This window comes from Micromonospora sp. HM134 (genome assembly GCF_007833915.1).
Classification (GTDB): Bacteria; Actinomycetota; Actinomycetes; order Mycobacteriales; family Micromonosporaceae; genus Micromonospora; species Micromonospora wenchangensis.
In genome coordinates this window covers 3,206,613-3,214,305 of sequence record NZ_CP041061.1, presented here as the reverse complement: position 1 = coordinate 3,214,305, position 7,693 = coordinate 3,206,613, and the positions used below count along the sequence as shown (strand labels likewise).

Sequence of the window (7,693 nt, the reverse complement as noted above, 5' to 3'; positions counted from 1 at the left end):
CGTGCCGTTGTCAGGTGTCACGCAAACCACTGCCCGCCTGCTGCGGACAGCGCTGCCAGCCGCTAGGTGTGCCGGCCGGTGTTGACCCCGCCGGAGATGTCGGCGTTGGTCGCCTCCACGCTGGCCAGGAGTTGCCCCAGCTCCCGCAGGTCCTCCTGGTAGCCCTGCGGCACCGCGCCCAGGAGCCTGATGAGGTCCGCGCCGAGCGACGCCTTCGGCAGGTTCGCCACGATCTCGTCGATGTCGGCGTACGGCGCGCCGACGAGCCCCGGACTGTCCGTGTCGCTACGTCGCAGCGCCTGCTGGACCCGGTCCAGTTCCTCGGTGAACGGGTCGAAGTTCGGGTTGGTCAGCCGGCCGGTGTCGGCACCGATCGGCCCCTCGGCCGGGGCCATCAGTGGGCTCCGGCCGGAGACGGCGGCGTCGGGTCGTCGTCCGGCTCGGCCGTGCGGAACATCTCGGTGAGCAGCCGGTCCATCGGCAGCGGGCCGTGCTCCGGGTCGGCCCCGCCGGTCAACAGGTCGATCATGGGCAGCCCGGCGGGGAGCATCGACTCGAACGCGGCCACGGTCCGGGCCATCGCCTCGCCCCGGGCCGCCTCGATCGTGTCGACCAGCAGCTCACCCAACTCCGGGCCGGCCATCGACCGGTACGCCGAGGTCGGAAACCTGATCGCCGTGACCGCCCCCCGGCTGTCCACGGTCACCGCCACCGCCCGGTTCTTCGCGGTGACCGTGCTGTAGACGGTGTGCAGGCCACCCTGGATCTCGTCGATCGCGGCCTTCTGCCGTTCGAGTTCGGCAAGCGCCTGCTCGACCTGGTTGGACAACGGGCTCGACATGTCTCACCTCCTGTTGGATCGGTGGTTTCATCCGGTGCGGAGCACCGCTGGCGACGGTCGCCCGTCGCCCGGTAGCGCCGGCGGTCAACCTCGGCCGCGTGCCTGCTCCCGGCCGTGGACCACCGGGCCGGCGGCGGGGACCTCCCCCACCTCCACCGGCGTCGCCGCTGGCCGCCGCCTCGGTGGGTCGGTCCGGCCGACCACCGCCGCCGTGCACGTCGGGTCGGCTCCCCACGCCTGTTCGTCCTCGGTCAACCGGGTGGCGCGTCGGGCGTCGGCGTCGCCGTCCGGGCGGCCCGGTGCGCCGAGCGACGGCAGGATCGGCGGCCCGACCGGCCGGCCGCCGAGCGGCCCGGACGCCGGGGAGCCGCTGCCCGTCGCGCCCGACAACCCCGGTCCGCCGGCCCCACCGGACGCCCCGACGCCGCCGGGCAGTCCCGTACCCGTGGGCAACCCCGCACCGCCGGCACCGCCGAGCGGACCGGCGAGCAGGGCGGCGAGTTCCCGGCCGACGGCGGAGCCGCCGACCGCCGCGCCCGACGGCGGGGCGACCGGGCCGTCCGCCAGGTCGCCGATGTCGACGCCGCCGTCGGCCCAGCCGCCCAGCGCCCCGCCGGAACGGCGGTCGCCGTCCGGGACGCCCCCTCCGGTACGGCCGCCGATCACCGGGCTGACGCCGCCGGCCAGGCCACCCACCCCGGCCAGCGCGCCGCCGCCCCAGCCGCCGACGCCGGTACGCCCGAGGGCGGCGACCGCCCCGACACCGTCGCCGGCCAGGCCCGAGGGGCCGACACCTCCGGTCAGGCCCGAGGGGCCGACGGCACCGGAGCCGCCGGCCAGGCTTCCCGCGCCGAGGGCCGAGAAGCCCGCCCCGCCGAACCCGCCGCCGCCCAGCGCGCCGATGGCCGCCGGGCCACCGGTCAGCATCTCCCCCGCCCCGCCGGCCGCCGAGGAGGAGGAGAACGCCAGGTCCGCCCCACCGCCCCCGGAAGCACCGGAACCGGCCCCGTCGAATCCGGTTCCGCCGACCTGGGTGGTGGTGAAACGCACCTCGTTGCGGGGTGGACCGTCGGTGGGGCCGTCCGGGGAGCCCGGCGGCGGCGGTTGGTCGCCGCCGCCGGACGGGCCCGCGAACCGGTTGACGATCCCGCTGGTCTCCCGCAACGCGGCGACGAGCTGGGCCAGCGCGTCGCGCATCGCCAGGTCGAGCCGGACGAGCTGCCGTACCCAGGCGGTGCGCAGCAGCAGGTCGAGACCGGTCCAGCCGGCCGCGGTGGTCAGGTCGAACGTGCCGCTGACCGGCCCGGTGCCGTAGGTGTCCGGGATGGTGACCTGGACCGCGTTGAGGCTGCCCTGGTCGACCTGCGCCAGGATGCTGCGGACCGTGCTGAACAGCGCGGTCGGATGGTACGTGTTGAACCACTCGTGGGTGTGGTCGCTGAAGACCCGCCAGGCGTCGTTGATCCGCTCGCGGAACATCAGCAGATCGTTCGACTGCTGGAAGACCCGGTCCGACCAGGCGTTGGCCTCGTTCGTGGCGTTCATGTCCCGGGTGAGCCGGTCGATGTCGGCGTGCAGAATGGTCAGCGCCGCCACGAAGACCGCCGAGGCCGACCCCTCGAACCCGGAACCGGTCCCGCTGATGCCGTCGCGCAGCACCCGCAGCTCGGCGGCGGTGGTGAGCAGCGTCTGCTCGACCCGCCAGAGCAGGTTGCCGGCGTCGGTGAAACTGCGTTCGCTGAACCAGCCGTTGGTGCCGGCGTACAACCGGGTGAGGGCGTTGACGCTCGCCCGGTAGAAGCTGTCGAACGCGGTGCTCGGTGGTGGGCCGCCAGCCCCCTCCCAGAAGGTGACGTGGCCCCGCACGATCTCCCAGAGGTCCCGCTGCGGGTCGTCCACTCCGGGGCCGACCCGGCGGTAGCCCATCAGCTCCCGGTCTCCCGGGTCGACGGTGGGGCGGGTGCCACGGTCCAGTTCCTGGGTCCGCCGTTCGACGAACCGGACCCAGGTGACCCCGTGGCCGGCGACCAGGTTGCGGTCGATCAGCGTGCCGCTGCCCTGGTCGGAGCCGTCGCGCCCCTCGTTGAGCACGTCGCGCAGCATCCGTTCCCAGGTCCAGCCGGCGTACTCCGGGTTCGGGGCGGTCACCGCGCGGCCCGCCCGCATCGCCGGTCAGCCACGGCGGCGGCCCGTCGTCCGGGTGGGGCCGGGCGACTGACCGGGTCGGCGCGGCGCGACCGGCATCGTGGTGGCCGGTTCCCCGGACTGCTCGGCCCGGCCGATGACGGCCATCCCGCACTCCGGGTCGGTGCCCCAGACGTCCTCCTCCTCTTCCAGCCAGGTCTTGCGCTCACGGTCCTTCTCCCCCTGTTGGCCGCCCCCACCCATGCCACCCATGCCGCCCATCGGGGGCATCATCGGGAACCCGCCGGCCGCCGAGGTGGCGGAGTCGGCGCCCCGCGCCCCGGTGCCGCCGGGTCCGACGCCGGTGGGTTCACCGAGCAGTGCCGCAAGTTCGCTGCCGAGCGCCACCCCGCTGGTCGAGGACTCGCCGGGCGAGCCGCCACCCAGGTTGCCGACGTCGACGCCGTCCACATCGGTCGGGAACTGTGCCGACGGGTTGGTCGTGTCGTCGCCGGGGCCACCCGCCCCGCCGCCCTTGACACCACCGAGGCCACCCGAACCACCGGAACCCAGTCCACCCAGCCCGGGAGGCAGGCCGGGAACGACGGCACCGCCGCCGAGACCGGGGCCGCCGATCCCGCCACCGGGGCCACCGCCGATCCCGCCGCCACCGGCCGAGCCGGACCCCGTGCCACCGCCGAGCAGGTCGTCCCAGTCGATGCCGCCGCCGATCCCGCCCAGTCCCCCGGTCGACCCACCGGCACCGAGGTCACCCCCGCCGAGTCCCAGGCCGCCCGCCCCGCTCCCGCCACCCAGGCCGGACCCACCACCCAGGCCCAGGTCGCCACCGAGACCGAGCCCGGACCCCCCGCCCAGACCGAGGTCACCCCCGCCACCGCCACCCAGCCCCAGGTCACCCCCGCCACCGGACCCGAGGTCACCACCACCGCCCAGGCCCAGGTCACCCCCGCCACCCGGGCCGAGATCGCCACCACCGCCCAGCCCGAGGTCACCGCCGCCGCCCAGGCCGGGACCACCACCGCCGTTCAGGTCCGGCCCGTTGAGGTTGGGGGTGCCCCCCGGCGGCGGGGTGGCGTTGGTGGTGGTCGGTGGCGGCGAGATGACGCTCACCAGGTGGGTGACGGACCGCAGCCGGGTGGTCAACCGCGCCAGCTCGGTGCGCATCGTGGCGTCCAGCTCCCGCAACTGGCCCAGCCAGGCCCCCTTGACCAGGTTGTCGACGCTCTGCCAGCCGGCCTCGGTCATCAGGTTGAAGGTGCCGGTGTTCACCGTGCCGTTGCCGTACGCGTCCGGCAGGGTGATCGTGACCTGGCTGAAGTTGCCCGTCCTGACCTCCGTGATGATCTTCTTGAGCGAGTCGATCAACGTGGTCGGGTTGTAGCCGTTGAACCACTGGAACGTGTGGTCGCTGAACTCCCGGAACGAACCGGCGATCTTGTTGCGGAAGGTGGTCATGTCGTCGACCACGTCGTCGACCTGGTCGGACCAGGCCCGGTCGGCGCTGTTGGCGTTCATGTCGACGGCGAGCCGGTGGACGTCCCGACGCAGGCCCGACACCGCCCCGATGAACACCCCGGAGGCGTTGCCCTGGAACCCGGAGGCGTCGTCGCCGACCCGGTCCAGGATGGTCTTCAGCTCCCGTTCGGTGCTGATCAGGCTGCTCTCCACGTCGTGCAGCATCTTGGCGGCGTCGGTGAAGCTCTTCCAGCTGAACACGGGGTTGGTGCCGCTGGTCAGCCGTTGCAACGCCCCCTCGCTGGACTTGTAGAAGGTCTCGAAGGCCCCGCGCGGGGAGGGCGCCCCCTCGGTCTGCGAATCGTTGAAGACGATCTTCACCTGGATGAACTGGGTCCGGGTGGTGTAGTGGGGCTGCCCGTCCCGCAGCGAGCCGACCGAGCTGATCCGGTAGAGGAAGAACTCGTTGCCGTCGAGCGAGTCGATCCGGTTGGTCACATCGCCGTCGCTGGGCGGCTGCGAGGACTCCGTCACGTCGTCCATGTGGTCGACGAGGCGCAGCCACCGCACGTCCGGACCGGCCACCAGCTTGCGGTCGAGCATGGTGCCGCTGGTGCCGTCCGGGCCGTCCCTGCCCTCGCCCAGCACGTTCTGGAGCATCGATTCCCAGGTCCACTGGGACATGTCCTGGTACGGCGCGGTCACCGGGTCACGCCGTCGGGTTGGGAGTGGGGTTGGGCGAGGTGCCGGTGCCGGTGCCGGTGCCGGGCAGGAACTCCAGGAAACGCTCGGCGGTGATCGAGTTGAGCGACTCGATGTAGTCCGAGTTCGCCAGCAGCTCGGTCAGCCCGAGGGCGAGGGCGTTCATCGTCGTCCGGTGGCTGGTCATCCGGGCCAGCAGCGTGTCGCCGGTCTTGTTGAGCTGGTCGCGGATGGTCTTGCCCGGCTCGAAGTTGTTGGTGCCGGCCGAGACGACCAGGTCGCGCAGGGTCTGCGACACGTACTGGCCCTGCCCGGAGGTGGCGGTGTCGACCGCGTCCCGCAGGCTGTTCAGCTTCGCGATGAGCTGGTTGATGTACGGCTCGTCGATGACGATCGGCATCTGGTGCTCCGTTCCGTGAGGTGGGGGCGGGCGGCCCGGTACCGCCCGCCGCACCGAAGGTCAGACGTTGCCCTGGAACAGCGCCGCGCCCCGCGCGTCGCCCAGCCGGTAGTTGTCGTGGATCTGGTCGAGCCGGGACGAGGCGTCGGCGAGCGCCCGGCGCATCTCCTCGATCCCGGCGTTCCACTTGGCCTGCGCCGCGGTGAACGCCTCCCGGGTGTCACCGGAGTTGGCGCTGACGTACGTCTGCACGACGGTATTGAGCTCGTCGATCGAGTTCTGGATGCTGGTGGTCACGCCCTGCAACTCGGCCGAGCTGTCCAGCAGCCCGTTGGGATTGAGTCCGTACGACGGCATGGTCGTCCTCCGTGAGGGGTCGGTCGGTGGTCAGGTCCAGCTGGCGGAGAGGGCGTTGTCCTGCTCCACCTGCGCACTGGTCTGGTAGTGCGAGGTCATCGCGGTGTTCAGGTCGAGCAGGCCCTGCTTGACCTTGCCCAGCCCCTCCAGCCACTGCTGGATGGAGGTGGTGAAGGTGGTCTTGGCCTCCCCACGCCACTGGGTGTCCAGGAAGCTGGACGTGTTGTCGACGGCACGCTGCGCCGCGTCGCACTGCGCGTCGGTCTGGTTCATGGCCGAGATGGTGCTGCGGATGGTCTGCTCGTCTACCTCGTTGCCGAGTGGCATCGGCGCTCCTTCCGGTTGGGGCGGTCGCGGCGGTTCCGCGCCGCCGGCTCCGCTGGCCGGGCCGGCCTCATCCGACGACCCGGGCCGGGTCGAGGGCGGGACCGGTGGGCAGCAGGTCGATCAGTTCCGGGGCGACGACGGTCGCGTCGGCGGGGGCGTAACCCAGCCGCTCCGCCACCGCCGCACCGGCGAGCGGGTACTTCACCCCGGCGTCGGTCACCAGGTGGTAGGCGGTGCCGGGCCGCCCGGCACGGCCGGCGACCACCAGCCCGCCGCGTCCGGGCGCGACCGTCACCGCGTCGGCGGTGTGTGTCGTCCGGGTCACCCCGACACCGCCGCGTACGATGCCGGACGCCGGTGCCGGTCGGGCCGCGACGACCCGGGGCCGGCCGTCGGCCCCGAAGCGCAGGCACCAGGCGAGGCCGGGGGCACGGGTGGCCGCCACGGGCGCCACCGCCGGCAGTTCCTCGGCCAGCGGTGCCCGCGCCGCGACCGGCACCCGGGCCAGCGCCGCCGGGCTGAGCACGGTGGGCACCACCGCCCCACCGCCGTACCCGGCGACGGTCGCCGGATCGGCGGCCAGCAGCGCGTACGCCAGCGGGGTCAGCCGGGCCAGCCCGTCGCGCCGCAGCAGGTAGTGCCGCTGCTCGCCGTCGGCCGGCCGGGCGGTGAAGAGTTGACCGATCCGGGTCGGCTGCCCGTCCACCGTCGGCCCGGCCGCGCCGCGCCCCGGCACCGGCACCGGCCCCAGGTCCGCTCCGGCGGGCAGCAGGTCCAACCAGGCCGCCGGGACGGTGACCGGGGGCGCGTCGTGACCGAGCACGGCCGGCAGCCACGGCGCGGTGAGCCGAAACCGGTGACCGTTCCAGATCAGGTGATCGCCGGTCGGGTCGCCGGTCGGCCGGGCCAGCACCGCCCGGTCGGCGGGCAGCGGTGTCCCGTCCCCCGCCGGGGCGACGGTGAGGGTGAGCGCGGTCGTCCCGACGCCGGCCGGATCGGTGCCGCCGGGCGCGCAGGCGGTCCACTCGACGCCGGCCAGCCCGGCGGCCGGCAGCACGTCGGGGGCGCCGACGATGCCCAACGGCTGTCCGTGCGCCACCCCCCGCAGCGACTTGGCCGACACGGTGACCACGGCGAGTTCCTCGCCGAGCAGCAGCCGGGCCGAGGCGTAGTTGAGCACCGGGCGCAGCCGGCCGTCCAGGTAGAGGTAGCGCGAGCCGGTCTCCTTCTCCACCACCAGCGCCCCGGCCCTGCGCCAGGCGGTGGCCCCGCCGGGGGCGAAGAAGCCGTACAGGGTGAAGCCGCCGACCACCAGCGCGGCGACCAGGACACCGGCGAGCAGACCCACGGTGGTACGCCGGTGCGGTGTCTCCAGGCCGTCCGGCTCGCCGGCCACCAGCGCGGCGGTCAACCGGCCCAGCAGGTGCGACTGCGCCTGCACCTGGTCACGTCGGGACTGCACGACC

8 protein-coding genes are annotated in these 7,693 nt (G+C 73.8%); all 8 read right to left on the bottom strand.

What is annotated here, in order from left to right; translation table 11 throughout:
• Positions 1-62 precede the first annotated feature (62 nt).
• Entirely contained in the window at positions 63-395 is a 333-nt protein-coding gene (locus tag FJK98_RS13940) for a hypothetical protein (RefSeq protein WP_145919396.1), read from the bottom strand.
• Positions 395-841 (bottom strand): YbaB/EbfC family nucleoid-associated protein, encoded by a 447-nt coding sequence (locus FJK98_RS13935; RefSeq protein ID WP_145919395.1) that lies wholly within the window; start codon positions 839-841, stop codon positions 395-397. The genes FJK98_RS13940 and FJK98_RS13935 overlap by 1 nt, the downstream gene beginning before the upstream one ends.
• An 84-nt stretch (positions 842-925) precedes the next feature.
• Positions 926-2,989: a hypothetical protein gene (locus FJK98_RS13930; protein WP_145919394.1), complete on the bottom strand. Its 2,064-nt coding sequence runs from the start codon at positions 2,987-2,989 to the stop codon at positions 926-928.
• A 24-nt stretch (positions 2,990-3,013) separates the two neighbouring features.
• Entirely contained in the window at positions 3,014-5,146 is a 2,133-nt protein-coding gene (locus FJK98_RS13925) for a hypothetical protein (RefSeq protein WP_145919393.1), read from the bottom strand.
• A 4-nt stretch (positions 5,147-5,150) separates the two neighbouring features.
• Entirely contained in the window at positions 5,151-5,543 is a 393-nt protein-coding gene (locus FJK98_RS13920) for a hypothetical protein (RefSeq protein WP_145919392.1), read from the bottom strand.
• Between the two features lie 60 nt (positions 5,544-5,603).
• On the bottom strand, positions 5,604-5,900 hold the full coding sequence (locus tag FJK98_RS13915) for a WXG100 family type VII secretion target (protein ID WP_145919391.1): 297 nt from the start codon (positions 5,898-5,900) through the stop codon (positions 5,604-5,606).
• 30 nt (positions 5,901-5,930) lie between these two features.
• A complete protein-coding gene (locus FJK98_RS13910) occupies positions 5,931-6,227 on the bottom strand; it encodes a WXG100 family type VII secretion target (protein WP_145919390.1) in 297 nt (98 codons plus the stop codon).
• 67 nt (positions 6,228-6,294) lie between these two features.
• Positions 6,295-7,689 (bottom strand): type VII secretion protein EccB, encoded by a 1,395-nt coding sequence (gene eccB / locus FJK98_RS13905; protein WP_145919389.1) that lies wholly within the window; start codon positions 7,687-7,689, stop codon positions 6,295-6,297.
• Positions 7,690-7,693 lie beyond the last annotated feature (4 nt).

Excerpts from the sequence above, each read along its gene's own strand:
- FJK98_RS13920 (WP_145919392.1), bottom strand. The coding sequence starts at position 5,543 with ATGCCGATCGTCATCGACGAGCCGTACATCAACCAGCTCATCGCGAAG.
- FJK98_RS13915 (WP_145919391.1), bottom strand. The coding sequence starts at position 5,900 with ATGCCGTCGTACGGACTCAATCCCAACGGGCTGCTGGACAGCTCGGCC.
- FJK98_RS13935 (WP_145919395.1), bottom strand. The coding sequence starts at position 841 with ATGTCGAGCCCGTTGTCCAACCAGGTCGAGCAGGCGCTTGCCGAACTC.
- FJK98_RS13910 (WP_145919390.1), bottom strand. The coding sequence starts at position 6,227 with ATGCCACTCGGCAACGAGGTAGACGAGCAGACCATCCGCAGCACCATC.
- FJK98_RS13940 (WP_145919396.1), bottom strand. The coding sequence starts at position 395 with ATGGCCCCGGCCGAGGGGCCGATCGGTGCCGACACCGGCCGGCTGACC.